We start from the raw sequence: 17,817 nt of genomic DNA, 5'->3' as shown, positions 1-17,817 counted from the left end.
CGGTAAAGTACCGGGAGCAGGCCCAATCGGCCGCCTGACCCCGTCCAAGTCTCGGGGGTCACTTCACCATGGGGGCTCGATGGCGCCATCCATGGCGCCAACGGTCCTGCCAACCCACACCGCCCCATCCCCGACGGATTTCCGGTGACGGAGGTAGATCCACGCCATGCGTGGATGAATCTCCATTGAAATCGATTATTTCGACAATTGAACGAAGAGCATCCACGCATGGCGTGGATCTACGTGTCGACCAAGGTCGACACCCACCAAGAGCAGGCCATGCATTCCGACAGATCGCGGAGAACTGTCGAAGGCGGGGTGGGTCCGGTGGCGGGGGCGTGAGCCGCATGGATGCGGCGACCGAGCTACATGGACGTACTTGCAGCGCCCCCCCCCGCCACCGGACCCACCCCGCCTACCCACAGGAAACCCCGCTTGGGCTGTTGCTTTTGCTGTTGCTGGGGTTGCCGGCCAGCGGCCGGCACTACCGCGGGTGCAGGGCCGCAGGCCCTGCCGCCCGACCCCATTACTTGGCAGCAGCGATCTGCTTTTCGATGTCGGCGGCCGTCACCGGGCCGAGGAAGGTGTGCGCCAGCTTGCCCTGTGGATCCAGCAGGTGCGTCAGCGGCAGGCCGCGCGGAGTGGCGAAATCGGCCGGCCGATCGAACGGGTCCACGATCACGATCGGATAGGTCACCGGATGCTTGGTCAGGAACGACTGCATCTCCGGCACTTCGATGTCCTCGTAGGCCAGGCCGACCACTTCGATGTTGCTGCGCATCGCATGCAGCGCCGACAACTCCGGCATCTCCTTGCGGCAGGGCGCACACCAGGTCGCCCAGAAGTTCACCACCACCCACTTGCCGCGGTGCGCGGCCAGGTCGTAGTCGCTGCCATCCACCGCCTTCATCTTCAGCGTCGGGAACTCGGCGGTGGTGCGCTCGGCCGGGGTTTCCTCGACCGGCGCCGGTGCGGTCGGCGTCGGTGCCTGCGCCGGCGGTTGGCTGCTGGCGGGGGTCGGCTCCTGCGCCGGCTTGCAGGCCGACAGCGCCAGCAGCAGGGCCAGCGGAAGCAGCAGCAACGGGGTCTTGCGGGTCATGGCATGTCTCCGGAATCGGTGTAGATATCGCTGACCTTGCGCTTGAGGCGTTCGCGCAGGGGCAGCCGCAGATCGTCCAGTGCCGCCAGCGCAGCACGGCCCAGTGTGTCGTCGCGGTATGGCAGATGCTGCTCGGCTACCGGAATGCGCAACTGGGTACATTCGTACAGATCGGCCAAGCTGACCTGGTCCAGGTCGCGCGAGAGCAGCCATTCGCCACGTTCATCGCGGCGCAGCAGGCCGATCTCCTGCAGGTTGCAGGCCAGGTCCTGCAGCAGCGAATCGGTCAGCATCGGCTCCAGCCGCAGGATTTCATCATCGGCCAGGCCCTTGCCCTTGGCTCGGGCATGGTGGAAGCGGCCGAGCAGGCGCAGCAGGCCATAGAACTCGTAGCCCTGCGGCAGGCGCAGTTCCACCGGCTGGTAGCGGAAGGCGGCCATCGACGAGGACAGCGACGCGCCCAGCAGCACCGCCACCCAGCACAGGTAGATCCACAGCAGCAGGATCGGCACGAAGGCGACCGTGCCGTAGAGCTTCTGGTAGGACTGGAAGCTGCCCAGGTAGGCGCCGATGCCCCATTTCACCAGTTCCAGGATGACCGCCGCGAGAATCGCGCCGGGCACCGCGTGCCGCCATTTCACGGTGTGGTGCGGCACCACCCGGAACATCAGCGTGATGCAGACGAACTCGATCAGGATCGGCGCCAGCCGCAGCGCGAACTCGGCCAGCCAGCGGCCCTCCTGGGTGCCGAACAGTGGCATCGCGAACACCCGCGCCGACACCGCCAGCGAAGCGGCAGCGAGCATTGCGCCCAGGGTCAGCACGGTCCAGTAGACCAGGAAGCGGGTCAGCTTGGGCCGGGTCGAGCCGACCCGCCAGATCTGGTTGAAGGTCTCTTCAACGCTGTTGAGGGTGATCAGCAACGAGACCACCAGTGCGATGAAGCCGGCAGCCGTGAGCTGCCCGGCACTGGCCGAGAACTGCCGCAGGTAGCCTTCGGCCGCACGCGCGGCGTTGGGCACGAAGTTGGAGAAGACGTAATCGCTGAGCTGGTCGCTCCAGCGGTCGAAGACAGGGAAGGCCGAGAGCACGCCGAACACCACGATGGCCAGCGGCACCAGCGCGAACACCGTGGTGTACGCGAGCGCCGCCGCCGCCTGGAACAGGCGGTCGTCGAGGAAGCGATGCCACAGGAAGCGGCCGAAACTGATGGCCCGTGCGCGATCCCGCGCGCGCTCCATCCACAGGTTGAGCGTATCCAAAGGTTCCATCGGCGAAAGGGTACCCGATGCGGAATGCTCGCAGGATAGCCATACTGGTGGCCACACGACGAGGAGAAGCGGGCACGATGGGCGAGATTCTGGTGCTGTACTACAGCCGGGGCGGTTCAGTGGCACGGCTGGCGCGCCAGATCGCGCGGGGCATCGGCGAAGTGCCGGGCATGACCGCGCGCCTGCGCACAGTGCCGCCGGTGGCCGCCGTGACCCAGACCGCACAGCCGCCGGTCCCCGACGATGGTGCCCCCTACGTGAGCGTGCAGGACCTGGTCGAATGCCAGGGTCTGCTGCTCGGCAGCCCGACCCGCTTCGGCAACATGGCGGCGCCGGTCAAGCACTTCCTGGACGGGCTGGGCGCCGAATGGGTCAACGGCACCCTCTCCGGCAAGCCGGCCGCCGTGTTCACCTCCACCGCCTCGATGCATGGCGGCCAGGAATCGACCCTGCTGTCGATGCAGGTGCCGCTGCTGCACCATGGCTGCGTGATCGTCGGCATCCCGTTCACCGAGACGGCGCTGAGCCACACCACCAGTGGCGGCACGCCGTATGGCGCCAGCCATGTGGCCGGTGCAGCCGACGACCCGCAGCCGACCGACGATGAAGCCGTGCTGGCGCGCGCGCTGGGCCGCCGGGTGGCCGACATCGCACAGCGGTTGGCCCGATGAGCGCGGCGCCGCGCACGGTCCTGCTGCTGGCCCTGATGGGGCTGGCCGCGCTGTTCGCCGGCTGGTTCATCAATGACAAACACTGGCTGGCCACCCAGCTGGTGTTCACCGCGCCGCCGCTGGCGTTGGCCGTTGCCCTGCGACTGGGCTGGCGCAAGGCCGGTTTCTGGGCCTCGGTGCTGGCCCTGGGCTGGTTCAGCCACGGGGTGATGAGTGCCTGGAGCCACCCGGAAACACGCTGGCTGGCGCTGATCGAGATCGCGCTGGCCCTGCTGGTGATCTTCAGCGCCAGCCTCCCCGGGCTGCGCGCCCGCTTCGGCAAGCGACGCTGACGCTGCGGCCGCCGGGCCGTATCATCTGTGTTCCTGGCCCCGCGCCGCTGTACCTGTCCTGGTTTCGCGCATGCACATGATGGAAGAGCTCCTGGTCGTCACCACCGGTGGCACGATCGACAAGATCTACTTCGACGACAAGTCGGACTACCAGATCGGCGACCCCCAGATCGGCATGATCCTGCGCGAGCTGGGCGTGACGTTCCGCTTCAACGTGATTCCGATCCTGCGCAAGGATTCGCTGCACATCAACGATGAGGACCGCGAACTGATCCGCGCCACCATCGCCGCACAGCCGACCCGCCACGTGCTGGTGACCCACGGCACCGATTCGATGGTGCAGACCGGCAAGGTGCTGGCGACGATCGCGGACAAGACCATCGTGATGACCGGCGCGCTGAGCCCGGCGCGTTTCCGCGGCTCGGATGCGGAGTTCAACATCGGCTGCGCGATCGGTGCGGTGCAGTCGCTGCCGAGCGGCGTGTACATCGCGATGAACGGGCGGATTTTCGACCCGCAGCACGTGCGCAAGAACGTCGCCGCGAACCGCTTCGAATCGGTCTGAGGAACAGCGTGCCGACCAAGGTCGGCACCTACCACGACGCGGCGGCTCGCATCACCGCGCGTCCCCATGCAAAAACGCCCCGGCCGGAGCCGGGGCGTGCCCATGGAGAGGGGCTTGGGCTCAGTACTGGGCGTTGAGAGTCAGGCCCGAGAAGGTGCTGTAGGCCTTCACCCGCACATACCACGTGCCGGCAGCCGGACTGTTGATGGTGCAGGTCTCGCTGTTGCCGCTCAGGTACGGGCGGCAGGTGTAGGCGGTATCGGTCGGGGCACTGCCCTGGCGCACGTACAGGTCGGCATCACCGCTGCCGCCACTGATCGCCACGCGCAGCTGGGTGCTGCCGGCCGGAACGTTCACGGTGTAACTCAGCGAAGCGCCGCTGGCAGCGCCCAGGCCGGTCACCGGAACGTTGTTCTGCAGCACGTTGCCACCCGGGTTCGGGCCGCCACCGTTGATCGCCGCAGCCACGGCCGCGTCGGCGTCGATGATGCCTGCGCCGCAGCCGCCCGAGCAGGCGCCCGGCAGCGGACGTGCGGTGCTCTTGATGATGCTCTCCACCTGCGCCGGGCTCAGCGGGCTCGGGGCTACGGACTGCATCAGCGCGACCACGCCGGCCACGTGCGGTGCTGCCATCGAGGTGCCGTTGTACGAAGCGTAGCTGGCGCTGCCCGGGGTGGTGGTGCCGCTGTTGAGGGTGGACAGGATGCCCTGGCCCGGTGCCGAGATATCGATGCCGTTGCCATAGTTGGAGAAGCTGGCACGTGCACCGGCCGAGGTGGTGGCCGCCACTGCGATCACGTTCGGGCAGTTGGCCGGCACCGACGAGGACACGTTGGTGTTGCTGTTGCCGGCGGCGACCACCACGGTGGTGCCACGCCCGACAGCGCCATTGATCGCGTTCTGGTAGGTGGTCGAGCAGCTGCCGCCGCCGCCCAGCGAGAGGTTGATGACCTCGGCCGGATTGGCATTGGCCGGCACGCCGCTGACGCTGCCGCCGGACGCCCACACGATCGCGTCGGCAATGTCGGAGGTGTAACCGCCGCACTTGCCGAGCACGCGCACCGGCACGACCTTGGCGTTGAACGCAGTACCTGCCACGCCGGTGCTGTTGTTGGTCACCGCCGCTACCGTGCCGGCCACGTGGGTGCCGTGCCAGCTGGAGTTCGAACCCGGGTAGCCCGCCTGGCACTCGTTGTCGCCGTACCAGTCGCCCTCATCGTTCGGGTTGTTGTCGCGGCCGTTGCCGTCGCGCGCCATCGCCGCATCACTGATGAAGTCGTAGCCCGGCAGGATGTTGGCATTGAGGTCGGCGTGATTGGTGATGCCGGTGTCGATCACCGCCACGACCACACCGGTGCCGGTGGCCTTGTCCCAGGCCGGCCGGATGTTGATGCCGGCATTGGAGGTGCCGAAGCCCCATTGCTCGCTGAAGCGGGTGTCGTTCGGGGTCAGCGTGGCGCGCATGATCTGGTCGACTTCAACGTATTCCACGTTCGGGTCGGCGGCCAGCTTGCGCATCAGCTGCTCGGATTCGGCCTGGTCGAGCGGACGATCGGTCTTGACCAGGGTCGGGCCGACGGCCAGCTTGCGGACCTGCTGCAGGCCCAGCGCGCGGCCCTGGCTGCTGGCCAGGCCGGCGGCGGCGCTCTTCAGCGAAGAGGCCAGTGCGGTGGTGTTGGCCACCGGCGCGCTGCCGTCGCGGTACTTCACGATGAAACGCTGGTGGGTCTGTGCGGACTGCAGGCCGCTGAGCTGGACATCACCGGCCAGCGCAGGCGTGGCCAGCAGCAGCGATGACAGAACGGACGCACCAAGGACCACCCACACTCGACGCACACGCGGTTGCGTTACCTGGGACATCGTATTTCCCTTTCTTGTGGTGTGAATGCCGGAATCGGCAGAAGCACCGGCCCGAACCCTGGGCTGGCTTGCGTTGGCGAGGTTCGAAGTCCGGCGAGCCAGCGGATCCCCCTAACGATCCGCCGTGCAGATGACGCTAATGACCAAAACCGGACACCACAAGATTTTCAGCGTCTTTTCAGCAAGATGAAATGTTCGTTCTGAGACTTTTCGGGTCGAGGGTTTGTGAAGGTGAAGGAACTTTCTCCTGCCCTGCACGCACCTGACTGGGTCATCACGTGTCCTGCGATGACTTTGCCGACATCGGCGTCCACTGCCGACACCAACGACGGCGCAGCGTGCCCGCGGCGTGCCTGCCCATCGCGTCGGTCGCGCTGACTACTTTGCCTGCGGGAGGCGCGCCGGCCGGATCCGCTGACCTTTGACCGGCTCGCCGCGTGCAACTGGCTGGTCATCGGCCACATAACCGGAGAACTGTGCCGGGAGCGCTTCGCCGACACCGAACACGGGCCCGGCCTGCAGCTGGTAGTGCAGGTGCGGCTCGGAGGAGTTGCCGCTGTTGCCACAGTCACCGAGGTGCGCGCCGCTGCGGACAGCCTGTCCCTGCGCCACACGCACACTGCCTTGGCGCAGGTGCGCCAGCACCGAGTATTCCTCGTTGCCGTGGTCGAGGATGACACGGTTGCCGGTGAGCTGGGCGGCATTCATCTGGCCCGGCACGTTGTCGGCGACACCCTCGATCACCTCCACCACCGTGCCGTCGGCGGGCGCGAGGATCGGGCGACCGAAGCAGTAGTAATCATCGTTGCGCAGGCCATCGCCACGGTGCGAGCGGCCATCGCGGACCACCAGCAGATCCAGCGCGAAGCGCTGGCCGGCATGGGCCGCATGGTAGTTCTGTTCGACACTGCGCCCGCCCCAGAACACGAAGTACTCATCGTCGAACGGCAGTTGCAGCCGTGTGCGGGTCTGGTAGTCGAGGAACCCGCTCGCTGCGGCCTGCGGCGGCGTGGTCTGTAGCGGGCGGATGTAGAAGCCGCCAATCCGCCCGTCGGCATCGATGGCCCACAGCACCTGGATCAGGTCCGGGCTCCTGGCGAAGCGCGCCTGCCGCAGATAGGTGTCGAATCCATCAACCTTCTCGACCTTCTCACTGACCAGCTCGGTTTCTGCGCCCCAGCCCGCCAGCACCTGCTCGCGCAGCGCCACCAGGTTCTGCGGGGACTGCAGCCCCGCCTGCATCTGCGGCGTCATCCGTTCCCACAGTGCGTCGATGTGCCCTTCGTAGAACTGCGTGGTCAGCGCAGCTCCCTGTTGGCGCGGATCTGCAGCCGCAGCCACGCCGATGAGGGCAGAGAAGGAAACAACCAGAACTGCAAACAGGCGCGGGAGCAATGTCATGTCAGGCGTCCTTTCGATCCGGATCGGGAATGCCGGCAACGATCGCCGCCAGCTGTGTGCGGTACTCGGCCAGGGCAGTGCGGCCCATCGGCGTCAACTGCAGGGTGGTCAGCGGGCGCTTGCCGCGGAACGACTTGTCGATGGCGACCAGTCCAGCAGCCTCCAGCTTGCTCAGATGGCTGGACAGGTTGCCCTTGCTCAACCCGCTGAGATGTTCGACAAAACCGAAGCCGGCGGATTCGGCACCTGCCAGGATCGACAGGATCAGCAGGCGTGCCGGCTCGTGGATCAAGCGGTCGAGCTGGAGCAGCGCTCTGGAGTCAGGCAGCTGGGTCATTCGGCGTTCGTCCGCGCCGCCATGAACGCGCGCATCTCTACCTGCAGCCGGTGGAAGCGCTGGTGGTCACGCCAGCCGACCACGATCAGTGCGATGGATGCCAGCGGAAACACCGCCGTGCTCGGGCCGAAGCCATACGTCTGCCCGGTGAAGGCCAGCGCGGCCTGGCACAACAGGAACACGCCCACGATGAACTCCAGCGGTGTACGCAGCCAGCGCCACACCACCCAAGGCAGCAGCGCTACCACGGCCAGGTAACCGATGGCGCGCAGGTCCCAGGGCAGCTCGCCCATCGGCGCCAGCCGGGTCAGCACGCTGCCGATCACCAGCACGCTTACCAGCGCGGTGAAGGCAATGAAGAAGCGCTGGAAATTGCGCTCGACCGGCGTGACCTGCTCCTCGACCTGGCCCAGCCGCTGGTAGTAACGGCGTGCCAGCCATTGCTTGCCGACGATCCACAGCACCGGCACGGCAATCAGCACGATGCGCAGCGCCAGGGTGGTCGGAAGCAGCGCGCCGGCAAGGAACGAGGCCAGGCAGGCAATGCCGCCTGCCATCGCCGACAGGCCCCCGGCACTTCGCGAGTACCGCGAATATTCACGGGTCAGCGCCTGCAGGCGCGAGGAAGGATCAATGACGGACGGCTGCTGCATGACACGCTCCATCGGGGTCGCTTGAATTTAGTTTGCAGTGCAAACCTATTTGCGTCAAGCGCCCGCCTGCTGCGGTCGACGGGCGGGCCCACAACGCAGAAAGCCCGTCACTGGGACGGGCTTTCAAGAAGCGCCGCCGGGCATCGCCCGGCGCTACCGGTTCAACGCGGGCGATCAGCCCAGCTTGACCAGCCAGTTGTGGCGGTCCGGCAGGCGGCCGTACTGGATGTCGGTCAGTTCCTTGCGCAGCGACATGGTCACTTCGCCAGCCGGTGCGTTGATGTCGCCCACCGAGAAGCCTTCGCCCTTCAGCTGGCCGATCGGGGTGACCACCGCAGCGGTACCGCAGGCGAACACTTCGGCGATCTCGCCCGAGGTCACACCCTGCTTCCACTCATCGATGGTGACCTTGCGCTCTTCGACCTTCATGCCGCGGTCGCGGGCCAGCTGCAGGATGCTCTCGCGGGTGATGCCTTCGAGGATGCTGCCGGACAGCTGCGGGGTAACCAGCGTGCCGTCCTTGTAGACCAGGAACACGTTCATGCCACCCAGTTCTTCCAGGTACTTGCCTTCGACCGGGTCGAGGAACAGCACCTGCGAGCAGCCCTGTGCCTGTGCCTTCTGCTGCGGCAGCAGCGAGGCGGCGTAGTTGCCACCGCACTTTGCGGCACCGGTGCCACCCTTGGCCGCACGTGCGTACTCGGTCGACAGCCAGATCGACACCGGGGCGACGCCCTTGGCGAAGTACGGGCCGGCCGGGCTGGCGATCACGTAGTAGCCGGCCTTGTGCGCGCCGCGCACGCCGAGGAAAGCTTCGTCGCCGATCATGAACGGACGGAAGTACAGGCTCGACTCATCGGCCGACGGCACCCAGGCGCTGTCGACGGCGATCAGCTGCTTCAGCGATTCGACGAAGATCTCCACCGGCAGTTCCGGCAGCGCCAGGCGCTGCGCCGAACGCTGCAGGCGACGGCCGTTGGCATCCGGGCGGAAGGTCCAAATCGAACCGTCGGCATGGCGGTAGGCCTTGATGCCCTCGAAGATTTCCTGGCCGTAGTGCAGCACGGCCGCAGCCGGATCCAGCTGCAACGGGCCGTAGGCACGCACGTTGGCGTTGTGCCAGCCGGCATCCTTGTCCCAGCGCACTTCCACCATGTGATCGGTGAAGTGCAGGCCGAAGCCCGGCTTCTCCAGGATCTTGGCGCGCTCTTCAGCGCTGCGCGGGTGGTCCGAACGGGTGACGGCGAAGCTGGGGATGGACTGGGACACCGGAGGATTCCTGTTCTGGTTGCGGGTAGTGCCGGGCCCGCGTCACTGCGGGCCCTGGGTCAAAGCATGCCGGTCTCGAGCCGGGCCGCCTCGGACATCATGTGCTGGTTCCACGGCGGGTCGAACACCAGGTCGACGTCGGCCTCGGCCACCGTCGGGATCATTTCAAGCTTGCTGCGCACGTCGTCGACCAGAATGTCGCCCATCCCACAGCCCGGTGCGGTCAGGGTCATCTTCACGTCGATCTCGCGCTGGCCTTCGTCCAGGTGCTTGATCTCGACCTCGTAGACCAGGCCCAGTTCGACGATGTTCACCGGAATTTCGGGGTCGAAGCAGGTGCGCAGCTGCTGCCACACCAGCTGTTCCACCTGTTCATCAGTGGCGTCGGCCGGCAGTTCCAGCGGTGCCGGTGCCTCCTTGCCGATGGCGTCGCCGTCCTTGCCGGCGATGCGGAACAGGTTGCCCTCGACGAACACCGAATAACTGCCGCCCAGCGCCTGGGTGATGTACCCATAGCTGCCGGCGGGCAGGGTCACGGTGTCGCCCTGCGGGACCATCACGGCCTCGCAATCGCGTTCGAAGTGGACAGGTTCGCTGCTACGGGAATACATGGGGACCGATATGGGGCCGTGGCCAAGGCCACGCAAGACGGCATTCTAGCCCAGCCGCCCTGCCGCCGCCGGTGCACTGCGGCAAACCACAGTATCCTGTGGGTGATCTTCAGGGAGCTTCGATGTCCTCCAATGCCAATGCCGCGCGTGCCAGGACCGTGACCTGGCTCTGGCCCATCATGCTGTTGCTGGGTCTGCTTGTTGCTCCCCTCGCCTGGATGATGCTGGCGCTGATGACCGGCCGGCAGGTCGGCTGGATGGCGGTACTGACCGCCCTGGAACTGGTGTTCATGCTGCGCATGGGCACGCTGGGCCCGGGCCGGCTGCGCATCGCCCTGGTCGTGCTGGGCACCGTGCTGGTGGCGGCCGTGGCCAACTGGGCCATCGCCAGCGCGTGGATGGGCGGCTCGATCGGGCTGGACCTGTGGGACGCCACGCTGCGGATGGGCCCGCACCTGGCCTGGACCCTGATCACCCTCGCCAATGGCGCGATGGAATGGCTGTGGCTGGCCCTGGGCCTGGCCGTGGGCGCCTGGCTGGCGCGCTGACCCACCGGCAGGTAGTGCCGGCCGCTGGCCGGCAGAAGCGTGCGGACCAAGGTCCGCACCTACCCGATGCAACCACCACGCATGGATTCGGTAGTGCCGGCCGCTGGCCGGCAGAAGCGTGCGGACCAAGGTCCGCACCTACCAGATGCAACCACCACGCATGGATTCGGTAGTGCCGGGCGCAGCCGCCATGCGTGGATGGGGGTAGTGCCGGCCGCTGGCCGGCAAATGCATGCGGACCAAGGTCCGCACCTACCCGATGCAGCCGCCGCTCAATGCCCGCCGTCGAGCGCCTTCAGTTCGCTCACCAGCGAGGCCGCCGCTTCCGCACCATCGCCGTACAGCATGCGGGTGTTGTCGGCGTAGAACAGCGCATTCTCGATGCCGGCAAAACCGGTGCCCTTGCCGCGCTTGATCACCACCACGTTGCGCGCGTTGACCACATCCAGCACCGGCATGCCGTAGATCGGGCTGGCCGGGTCGGTACGCGCGACCGGATTGACCACGTCGTTGGCCCCGATCACCAGCACCACATCGGTGTTGGCAAATTCCGGGTTGATGTCGTCCATGTCGGCGATCAGGTCGTAGGGCACACCCGCTTCGGCCAGCAGCACGTTCATGTGCCCAGGCATGCGCCCAGCCACCGGGTGGATCGCGAACTTCACCTTCACCCCGCGCTGGCCCAACCGCTGCGCCAGCTCCCAGATCTTGTGCTGGGCCTGCGCCACCGCCATGCCATAACCGGGCACGATCACCACGCGTTCGGCGTAGGCCATCATCGCCGCGACGTCCGACGCTTCAATCGGCTTCTGCGCGCCAGTGATCGCCTGCGCTTCCCCGCCGACACCGCCGCCGAAGTTGGAGAACAGCACGTTGCGGATCGGCCGGTTCATCGCCTTGGCCATCAGCCGGGTCAGCAGGATGCCCGCCGCGCCGACCATCATGCCGGCGATGATCAGCGCCTCGTTGCCCAGCACATAGCCTTCGAACGACACCGCCAGGCCGGTGAACGCGTTGTACAGCGAGATCACCACCGGCATGTCGGCGCCACCGATCGGCAACGTCATCAGCACGCCCAGTGCCAGCGCCAGCACGAAGAAGGCGACGATCGCCCAGGTGTTGAGCGTGCTGGCCGCGATGATCGCCAGCACCACCACCGCCAGTGCCACCACCAGGTTCATCACCTGCTGGCCCGGCCAGGTCACGCGCTTGTCCAGGCGGCCATCGAGCTTGGCCCAGGCAATCACCGAGCCGGACAGCGACACCGCACCGATGGCCGCGCCGACCACCGCCAGCAGCAGCACCATGCCCGACGGCTGGCGCGCGGCCAGGTCGGCCAACGCCTGCGCACTCCAGTGGCTGGTATCACGGTTGGCGAGGAACGCGTAGCGCAGCAGTTCCACTGCACCGATGGCCGCGGCCGAGCCGCCGCCCATGCCGTTGTACAGCGCCACCATCTGCGGCATGTCGGTGATGGCAACCTTGCCGGCCGACCACCAGGCCAGGCCCGCGCCCAGCAGCAGCGCCACCAGGATCAGCGGCACGTTATGCAGTTCGGGCAGGAAGAAAGTCGCCACCGTGGCCAGCAGCATGCCCAGCCCGGCCCAGCGGATGCCGCTGCGCGCGGTCAGCGGCGAGGCCATGCGCTGCAGGCCCAGCAGGAACAGCGTGGCGGCGACGAGGTAGCTGGCCTTGACCAGCCAATCGAGCAGTTCGACGGTGCTGATGTTCAAGCCTGCGGCTCCTTCGGCTCGTCCTTGCCGCCCTTGGGCGCGCTCGGCTTGAACATTTCCAGCATGCGCGCGGTGACCACGTAGCCACCGGCGGCGTTGCCGGCACCAAGCACCACGGCGAGGAAGCCCAGAGCTTTCTCCAGCGGTGTCTGCGCGTGCCCCAGCACCACCATTGCACCGATCAGCACGATGCCGTGGATGAAGTTGGAGCCCGACATCAGCGGGGTATGCAGGATCACCGGCACCCGCGAAATGATCACGTGGCCGGCGATGGCTGCCAGCATGAAGATGTACAGCGCTACGAACCCGTCACTCACCGGCAACGCTCCTGCTCTGTCTTCGTCGTCCCATCATAACCATGGGCTGAACCCGGTGCGCGCCCGGCGTCAACCGAAGCCGCGCTCACGCGTTGTCGATGGTGACCCCGAGCGAGGAACCGTACCCTGTGCTGGTGAGCAGCCCCGTCCCCCCGAGCGCCGAGACCGATGCCCTGCCGGCGTCGCTGGAGACGTTCCTGGCCAGTGTTGGCCCGCGCGCGTTCCGCTTCGCCGAGGCCGGCCTGCGCCAGCGCGAAGACGCCATGGACGCGGTGCAGGACGCGCTGCTGCGCATGCTGGACTACGCCGACAAGCCGGCAGCCGAATGGGCGCCGCTGTTCTGGAGCATCCTGCGCCGGCGCGTGATCGACGTGCAGCGCCGGCGCCGCTTCCGACTGCCGTTCTGGCGCGACAACCAGGACGCCGACGGCGGCGAGATCGACTGGGCCGACCCCGGCCCGGACCCGGCACAGGCGCACGAACAGCGCCAGCAGTACCAACAGCTGGTGGACGCGTTGCGCCGCCTGCCCGCCCGCCAGCGCGAGGCCTTCACCCTGCGCGTGCTGCAGGACCTGGACGGGGCCACCACCGCCCGCGCCATGGGCTGCAGCGAAGGCGCGGTAAAAACCCATCTGGCACGCGCCCGCCAGGCGCTGCAGGATTATCTGGAGACCCATCCGTGAACCGCTCCCTGCCTTCCGATGACACCCTGCGCAGCCTGCACGCGCAGTCGCTGCACGCGCTGTCGCCGGCAACGCTGGCCCGGCTGCGCCAGGCTCGCCACGGCGCCACGGCCGCCCATCGCGGGCGCTGGCGCTGGTGGCTGGCCAGTGCCTGTTCACTGGTGGTGGCACTGGGTATCGGCCTGCAGTTCACCGGCCACGGCACCCTGACGGGCCCTGCGCCGGCACCTGTGCTTGCCTCGGCGGAAGACAACAGTGCGCTCTACGACGAAAATCCCGATCTGTACCTGTGGCTGGGCGATACCGACCTGGCGATGGAGTGAATCATGTCCCGACTGCACACCCTGCCCCTGCTGATGACCCTGTTGCTGCTGCCGGCCTTCCCGGCACTGGCGCAGAGCGCCGCGCCCGCCCCTGCCGCACGCCCCGTGCCGGCCGCACCGCTGCCGGCGTGGGAACACCTGAGCGAAGCGCAGCGCGAATCCCTGCTGGCGCCGCTGCGCGACCGCTGGAACAGCGCCGATGCCGGCCAGCGCCAGCGCATGCTTTCGCATGGCCAGCGCTGGCAATCGATGAGCCCGGAGGAGCGCGACAAGGCCCGCCGTGGCCTGCGCCGCTTCGAGCACATGAACCCGGAACAGCGTGAGCAGGCCCGGGCCCTGTTCGGTCAGATGCGGAACATGCCGCCGGAACAGCGCGACGCCCTGCGCGAGCGCTGGTCGCAGATGACGCCGGAACAACGCAAGGACTGGGTGCGCGACAACCCGCCGCCGGCGAAGCCGCGGTAACGCCGGCATCCGCAGGGTGGGTGCGGACCCTGGTCCGCACGCTGGGCCGTTCCTCCACGCATGGCGTGGATCTACCGGGAAGGCAACCGGCGCTACCGGCTCACGCCTGCCAGCGTGTCTTCGCCAGCAACTCGTCGTCCCAGTCGAAACTGAGCTCCCCTTCGCGCACGAACAAGGCGACGAAGTTGAGCAGGTTGCGCGCGTACATCTCGCTGGCCTGGGTCGCGCCGCGGCTGGCCAGGCCAAGCGGGCCATCGATGGTCACGCCCTGATGTTCGATGCACTGCCCCGGCTGGGTCAGTGCGCAGTTGCCGCCGCTCTCTGCCGCCAGATCGACAATGACGCTGCCGGTGGCCATGCCTTCCACCATCGCGGCAGTCACGATCATCGGCGCCGGTCGCCCCGGTACCGCTGCCGTGCAGATCACCACATCCACGCTGCGCAGGTGGTCGGCCAGCCGGCGCTGCTGCTCGGCGCGTTCCTCATCGGTCAACGCACGCGCATAGCCGCCTTCACCGGCTGCACTCACACCAAGATCAAGGAAGCGCGCGCCCAGCGACTGGATCTGCTCGCGGGTTTCCGGGCGCACGTCGAAACCTTCCACCTGTGCACCGAGACGACGCGCGGTGGCGATGGCCTGCAGACCGGCCACACCGGCACCGATCACCAGCACCTTGGCCGGGCGCACGGTACCGGCGGCGGTGGTCAGCATCGGGAAGAAACGCGGCGCACGCTCGGCCGCGATCAGTGCCGCCTTGTAACCGGCCATGCCGGCCTGCGAGCTGAGTACATCCATCGCCTGCGCGCGGGTGGTGCGCGGCAGCTGCTGCAGTGGGAACAGGTGCAGGCGGTCGCCAGCGGCCAATGCCGCAAGCGCCGGATCGCTGGCCGGGGTCAGCAGGCCGACCACGCTGGCAGTGGGCTTGAGCTGCTCCAGCACCGCCACCGGCGGTGCCTGCACGCACAGCAGGATATCGATCTCGGCCCAGCGACCTACATCGAACACACGTGCACCGGCGTCGTCATAGGCAGCATCGGTAAATCCCGCCGCCAGACCGGCGCCGGCCTCATACCAGACAGTGATGCCCAAGGCACCGAGCTTGCGCGCGGTTTCCGGCGTCAACGCCACGCGCCGTTCGCCCGGCGCGGTCTCCTTGATCCCCAGCAACGCCACGGCCATGCAGGTCCCCGCTGATCGGTGAGTTTTCCCGATCCTAGCAGGCGGCCACGGCTCAGTGCAGTGTTGCGCTGCCCGGGTCCAGCCGATCGATCACACCCTGCATCGCGCTGTCGAAGGCGCCATCGTCGACGTGGGCGCGCAGGCGGCCCAGCCGCACCATCACTGCCAGTTCTTCCGGCGAGGCCACGCAGAAGCGCACGCCGCGGCGGTTGACGAACAGCAGGCGCGAGGAAATCGGGCTGACCCAGGACAGCTTGCCGGCCTGCACCTTGCCGTCCTTGTCGACGAAGTCCAGCCAGTTGCCGATTTCCATGCGTCGGAAGCGGTCGGCGTCGGCGTTGTCGAAATCGTCGGCGTCGATCTGCCCGCCGAGCTCCACCGCTGGCGACTCAGCCACCGGCGGCGCCGGCAAGGCGACCTGCGGCAGCTCCGGCAGCGCGCGCTGCAGTTCCGGTCGCGATTCCGCAATGCCCTGCAGGGTGTCGTGCAGGGCGTCGATGGCACCGGTGGCGGCATCGCCGTGCACGCCGACGCTGGCAAATACCTTGGCCAGCACCGGCTGCCAGGCCTGCAGCCACGGCTTGCCGACGATCTGGCGGCGGGCCTCGGCCACTTCCTCCAGCAGGCCGTCAGCCAGGCTCAGTGCCTCGGCCACCGACGCGCCCTCCTCGCCCTCGCGCAGCAGCGCCAGGGTCAGGTGGTGCTGCCACGGCTGGCGCAGGAACTCGGCGATGGCCGGCGGCAGGGTGGCATCGCCGATGCGGCGATCCAGTTCCGCACTGGCCCGGCTGCGGGCCATCTCCAGCTTTTCCTGCCCGCGCTGCGTTTCGGCGGCGCGGCGCTCGGCGATTTCCACGCGGCGGCGGTGCTGCACGAGGAACTCGCGGAATTCTTCTTCCAGGGTCAGGAAGATCGCCAGGTTCTCGTTGAACTCAGCCACCAGGCGCTCGATGATTTCCTCGACCTTGGCCATCAGCATGCGCTCGGCCTGGCTTTCGCCGGTATTGCCCTCGCAGGCTTCGGCCAGCGAGTTGAGCAGCTTGCGGGCCGGGTGGGTCTTCTGCACGAACATGCGGCGGTCGAGCATCGCCACCTTGACGAAGGGCACCACCAGGCGGCCGATCAACTCGCGCGAACGGCCCTCCAGCTCGCGTTCGTCCAGCATCACGTCGAACAGCATGCCAACCAGATCGATCGCATCTTCGTCCTGCGGGTCCAGCCGGGTCTGGCCAGGATCGACGCCGAGACGGGTGGCGCTGGACAGCACTTCACTCTTCAGCCGCTGCGCCAGTGATTCGCCGTCCTCGCCGATGGCCGCACGCAGGGTGGCGCTGGGCGTGGCCTGCAGCAGCGACAGCACCGACATCATCTCGCGCTGGCTCAACGGGCGGTGCTGGCCAACCGCGACCTGCGCTGCCGAGGTGGCGTCCTCGCGAACGTGACGGGTCTGCTGCAGCAGCTCATGCAGGGCCTCCAGCAGCATTCCCTGCTGGCCGGCATACGCCTCGCCGTTGCCGGCATCCTCGCTCCCGAGGTGCTGCTGCATGTGGCCACGGCGCTCGGACCAGCGCGCAGCGAAGCGCTGTGCCCAGGCCGGCGCGGCCTGTTCATCATCGCTGAATTCGGATTCGAAGCCCGCCGCGTGGCGCGGCTCGACCAGATCGTCCGACCCGGGCGCCATGCGCGGGTCGGGCGCGGCAGACATTGGACGCCGCGGCGCCCCCATCTGCGACATCACGCCAGCGGCGGCCAGCTGCTCGTCCAGCTTCTCGTAGATGCGGCCCACCGGCGCGCGCAGGTCGCGCTCGCACAGCTTGATCAGCACCAGGTGCACTTCCGGCGCCAGTTCGCAGCCGGCAAAGGCCTCATGGATGGCCACGCCCAGATGTTCGGGGCTGACCGGGTTGTGGTCGGCGTCCAGCTCGGCGCCGCCGATCAGGCGGCCGAGGCGGCGGTCCAGCCGCGCCAGCACCGGCTTGAAGTCACGCAGCAGCACGGTGGCGAAATTGCGCACCGCCAGCCGCGATTCCAGTACATGTTCAGCCAGCAGGCTCAGGCCATCCTCGGCCGGCCCGGACAGGGTGGCTTCGGCCGACAACGGCTCGCCACTGGCCAGTGCATCCCAGGCCCGCTGCAGGTGGCCGGCGAAGGCGGCGGCGATGTCCTCACGGCGACGGCGCAGCTCGCGCATCGCATCCAGGAACAGCAGCTGCGACGAGCCAGCATTGCCGGCGCGGTCGAACAGTGCATCGTCGAAACGCGCCAGTGCGGCCCCGAACGCCTGGCACAGCGCCGGCAGGACCATGTCCCGGGCACGCTGAAGCTGGACCGGGTCACGGCCCGGCGATCCCATCGGTGTGGGCGCGCTCATCATTCGGGAAGGCTCCCCACCTTCTCTGGTACGACAGACAGCATGGACATCGCGACGGCCGGCACACCCCATGTGCCGGTACGTCGATGGTAGGCCGGCCAGCCCGTCACGGACAGTGAAACAGTCCT

19 protein-coding genes are annotated in these 17,817 nt (G+C 67.7%); 7 read left to right on the top strand and 12 right to left on the bottom strand.

All coding sequences use genetic code 11. The features are described from left to right. Positions 1-526 precede the first annotated feature (526 nt). Together ACX9OT_RS16840 and ACX9OT_RS16835 are read right to left on the bottom strand one after the other, a co-directional pair. Positions 527-1,099, bottom strand: a complete 573-nt coding sequence (locus tag ACX9OT_RS16840; RefSeq protein WP_459002977.1) for a TlpA family protein disulfide reductase — start codon at positions 1,097-1,099, stop codon at positions 527-529. After that, on the bottom strand, positions 1,096-2,370 hold the full coding sequence (locus ACX9OT_RS16835) for a YihY family inner membrane protein (protein ID WP_032130426.1): 1,275 nt from the start codon (positions 2,368-2,370) through the stop codon (positions 1,096-1,098). Before ACX9OT_RS16835 ends, ACX9OT_RS16840 begins: the two co-directional genes overlap by 4 nt. Before the next feature lie 77 nt (positions 2,371-2,447). On the opposite strand from ACX9OT_RS16835, the gene wrbA reads away from it, so the two are divergent. From wrbA to ACX9OT_RS16820, 3 genes are all read left to right on the top strand, one after another. Beyond that, positions 2,448-3,041 carry an NAD(P)H:quinone oxidoreductase gene (wrbA, locus tag ACX9OT_RS16830; RefSeq protein ID WP_459002975.1) on the top strand — a complete coding sequence of 198 codons (594 nt, stop codon included), beginning with the start codon at positions 2,448-2,450 and terminating at the stop codon, positions 3,039-3,041. Beyond that, a complete protein-coding gene (locus tag ACX9OT_RS16825) occupies positions 3,038-3,373 on the top strand; it encodes a DUF2069 domain-containing protein (RefSeq protein ID WP_032130425.1) in 336 nt (111 codons plus the stop codon). The genes wrbA and ACX9OT_RS16825 overlap by 4 nt, the downstream gene beginning before the upstream one ends. Positions 3,374-3,452: 79 nt before the next feature. Further along, entirely contained in the window at positions 3,453-3,938 is a 486-nt protein-coding gene (locus tag ACX9OT_RS16820; RefSeq protein ID WP_049463528.1) for an asparaginase domain-containing protein, read from the top strand. 120 nt (positions 3,939-4,058) lie between these two features. Here the strand turns inward: ACX9OT_RS16820 and ACX9OT_RS16815 are convergent, their stop codons facing one another. The 6 genes from ACX9OT_RS16815 to sufT form a co-directional block, all read right to left on the bottom strand. After that, on the bottom strand, positions 4,059-5,798 hold the full coding sequence (locus ACX9OT_RS16815) for a S8 family peptidase (RefSeq protein ID WP_004144921.1): 1,740 nt from the start codon (positions 5,796-5,798) through the stop codon (positions 4,059-4,061). Positions 5,799-6,176: 378 nt separating this feature from the next. Then, positions 6,177-7,199: a M23 family metallopeptidase gene (locus tag ACX9OT_RS16810; RefSeq protein WP_459002972.1), complete on the bottom strand. Its 1,023-nt coding sequence runs from the start codon at positions 7,197-7,199 to the stop codon at positions 6,177-6,179. A 1-nt stretch (position 7,200) separates the two neighbouring features. Further along, a complete protein-coding gene (locus ACX9OT_RS16805) occupies positions 7,201-7,536 on the bottom strand; it encodes a transcriptional regulator (protein WP_459002970.1) in 336 nt (111 codons plus the stop codon). Further along, positions 7,533-8,189, bottom strand: coding sequence for a hypothetical protein (locus ACX9OT_RS16800; RefSeq protein ID WP_049463522.1), 657 nt, complete (start codon positions 8,187-8,189; stop codon positions 7,533-7,535). Before ACX9OT_RS16800 ends, ACX9OT_RS16805 begins: the two co-directional genes overlap by 4 nt. Before the next feature lie 174 nt (positions 8,190-8,363). Beyond that, positions 8,364-9,458: a branched-chain amino acid aminotransferase gene (locus ACX9OT_RS16795; RefSeq protein ID WP_107432199.1), complete on the bottom strand. Its 1,095-nt coding sequence runs from the start codon at positions 9,456-9,458 to the stop codon at positions 8,364-8,366. 59 nt (positions 9,459-9,517) lie between these two features. Further along, a complete protein-coding gene (gene sufT / locus ACX9OT_RS16790; protein WP_012479222.1) occupies positions 9,518-10,069 on the bottom strand; it encodes a putative Fe-S cluster assembly protein SufT in 552 nt (183 codons plus the stop codon). Positions 10,070-10,191: 122 nt separating this feature from the next. Between sufT and ACX9OT_RS16785 the strand changes: the two genes are divergently transcribed. Further along, positions 10,192-10,617 (top strand): hypothetical protein, encoded by a 426-nt coding sequence (locus ACX9OT_RS16785; protein ID WP_459002967.1) that lies wholly within the window; start codon positions 10,192-10,194, stop codon positions 10,615-10,617. A gap of 272 nt (positions 10,618-10,889) precedes the next feature. Here the strand turns inward: ACX9OT_RS16785 and ACX9OT_RS16780 are convergent, their stop codons facing one another. Then, on the bottom strand, positions 10,890-12,350 hold the full coding sequence (locus ACX9OT_RS16780; protein ID WP_459002965.1) for an NAD(P)(+) transhydrogenase (Re/Si-specific) subunit beta: 1,461 nt from the start codon (positions 12,348-12,350) through the stop codon (positions 10,890-10,892). Further along, entirely contained in the window at positions 12,347-12,667 is a 321-nt protein-coding gene (locus ACX9OT_RS16775) for an NAD(P) transhydrogenase subunit alpha part 2 (RefSeq protein WP_005408173.1), read from the bottom strand. Before ACX9OT_RS16775 ends, ACX9OT_RS16780 begins: the two co-directional genes overlap by 4 nt. Positions 12,668-12,765: 98 nt before the next feature. Here ACX9OT_RS16775 and ACX9OT_RS16770 point away from each other — a divergent pair, with 98 nt between their 5' ends. From ACX9OT_RS16770 to ACX9OT_RS16760, 3 genes are read left to right on the top strand one after another with little or no spacing between them, the layout of a single operon-like run. Then, complete coding sequence (locus ACX9OT_RS16770; protein WP_459002963.1) at positions 12,766-13,350, top strand: RNA polymerase sigma factor; 585 nt, start codon at positions 12,766-12,768, stop codon at positions 13,348-13,350. Further along, a complete protein-coding gene (locus ACX9OT_RS16765; RefSeq protein ID WP_032130086.1) occupies positions 13,347-13,673 on the top strand; it encodes a hypothetical protein in 327 nt (108 codons plus the stop codon). The genes ACX9OT_RS16770 and ACX9OT_RS16765 overlap by 4 nt, the downstream gene beginning before the upstream one ends. A 3-nt stretch (positions 13,674-13,676) precedes the next feature. Then, positions 13,677-14,138, top strand: a complete 462-nt coding sequence (locus ACX9OT_RS16760) for a DUF3106 domain-containing protein (RefSeq protein WP_049399981.1) — start codon at positions 13,677-13,679, stop codon at positions 14,136-14,138. 100 nt (positions 14,139-14,238) lie between these two features. Here ACX9OT_RS16760 and ACX9OT_RS16755 read toward each other — a convergent pair whose 3' ends face one another. Beyond that, positions 14,239-15,318, bottom strand: a complete 1,080-nt coding sequence (locus ACX9OT_RS16755; RefSeq protein WP_459002960.1) for an NAD(P) transhydrogenase subunit alpha — start codon at positions 15,316-15,318, stop codon at positions 14,239-14,241. A gap of 52 nt (positions 15,319-15,370) precedes the next feature. Further along, positions 15,371-17,692: a PacR family protein gene (locus ACX9OT_RS16750; RefSeq protein WP_459002958.1), complete on the bottom strand. Its 2,322-nt coding sequence runs from the start codon at positions 17,690-17,692 to the stop codon at positions 15,371-15,373. Positions 17,693-17,817 lie beyond the last annotated feature (125 nt).

It is taken from the genome of Stenotrophomonas genospecies 3 (genome assembly GCF_054473855.1).
The sequence above is the reverse complement of the archived record's forward strand: the minus strand, read 5'-3'. Positions and strand labels throughout refer to the sequence as shown.